Origin of the sequence: Brachybacterium sp. HMSC06H03 (assembly GCF_001807385.1) — a bacterium.
GTDB classification, from domain to species: Bacteria; Actinomycetota; Actinomycetes; order Actinomycetales; family Dermabacteraceae; genus Brachybacterium; species Brachybacterium conglomeratum.
This window is the reverse complement of the sequence record NZ_KV788674.1, coordinates 1-1,164: the sequence shown is the minus strand read 5'-3', so window position 1 is coordinate 1,164 and position 1,164 is coordinate 1. Positions and strand designations below refer to the sequence as shown.

The 1,164-nt window shown below is 71.6% G+C and carries 1 protein-coding gene; it reads right to left on the bottom strand.

All coding sequences use genetic code 11. From position 1 onward, the window contains the following. A partial coding sequence (locus HMPREF3159_RS02535) for a ParB/RepB/Spo0J family partition protein (RefSeq protein WP_070499532.1) occupies positions 1-1,101 on the bottom strand: 1,101 nt, incomplete at its 3' end. Positions 1,102-1,164: the final 63 nt, after the last annotated feature.

Below are 1,164 nucleotides of genomic sequence, written 5' to 3'. Positions count from 1 at the left end.
CCCCTCCCCGATCACCTCGGTGGTGATGCCCTTGCGGTCGTTCATGCCGTCGTGGACGCGGCTGGGGGCCTGGGCGAGGAGCCGTGCGAGGGTGGCGGCGGCGTCCTTCGGGGCGCTCTTGCGCTGGGTGAAGGTGCGCAGCCAGTCGCGGCGCACCTCGGTGGCCGCGCGCCACTCCTTGTTCCCCTCGATGACGCGGCGGCGCTCGGCCTTCTCGTCCTCGTCGAGGGGGCCGCTGCTCCCGGCGACGGCCTGGCGGTTCTCGTGCCCGTTGGCCTTCCAGTCGGTGCAGACCTCCTCCGTCTGGGCTTCGCCCGCCCAGGTGGCGACGACGATGACGGCGCGGCCGGGGCAGGTCGCGTGCTGCTCCTCGTCGATGCCGAGGGCGCGGAGCGGGGCGGCAGGTCCGCGACCGTCGTAGTAGTAGTCCCACGGGGCCTGGTCGAGGACCGTGGTGCCCTCGGCGGTCAGACGGTCGATCTCTGCGGCGACCGCTCGGGCTGCCTCGCGCTTCTGGCGCAGGCGGGAGGCGGTGTGGTCGAAGGTGCCGCGCTGGGAGGCCGCGACGAGAGACTCGACGGCCTCCTCGTCGTCGTCGAACTCGGCGAGGACTGCGGCCTGCTCGATGGTGAAGCCGGAAGCGAGGTGATCGCGGGCGGTCTGGCTCTGGCGCGCGGCGAGGCCGTGCTCGACGTTCTCCTTGCGGCTGTGGGTGCGCTTGGCGATCTGTGCGGCGGTGAGGCCGAGCAGGGACAGCTGCTCGTAGCCGTCGGCGCGCTCGGCGTCGGTGAAGCCGGTGCGCTGGTCGTTCTCGACCATCTGCGTGATGATCCGTCCGGCCTCGTCCGGGGTCTCGGCGAGGTAGACGGGGATGGTCTCGCGCTGGGTCTCTACGGCGGCGAGGGTGCGGCGCTGCCCCTGCAGGACGTGCACGGCTCCGTCCTGGTCGCGGTAGCCGACGACGGGCTGCATGACGCCGTGGTCGCGGACCGAGGCGACGAAGTCCTTGTCGAGGCGGGCGTCGGTGCGGACGTTGGTGTCCAGCACGATGGTGGTGGGGTCGACGTGCACGAGCGTGCGCGTGGTGTCGGTGGTGGTCATGGTGTGCTCCTTTCGGCCAGTGGCCGGGATCGTTTTTTCCCCGTCCTCCTGGTGCTTGTGAAC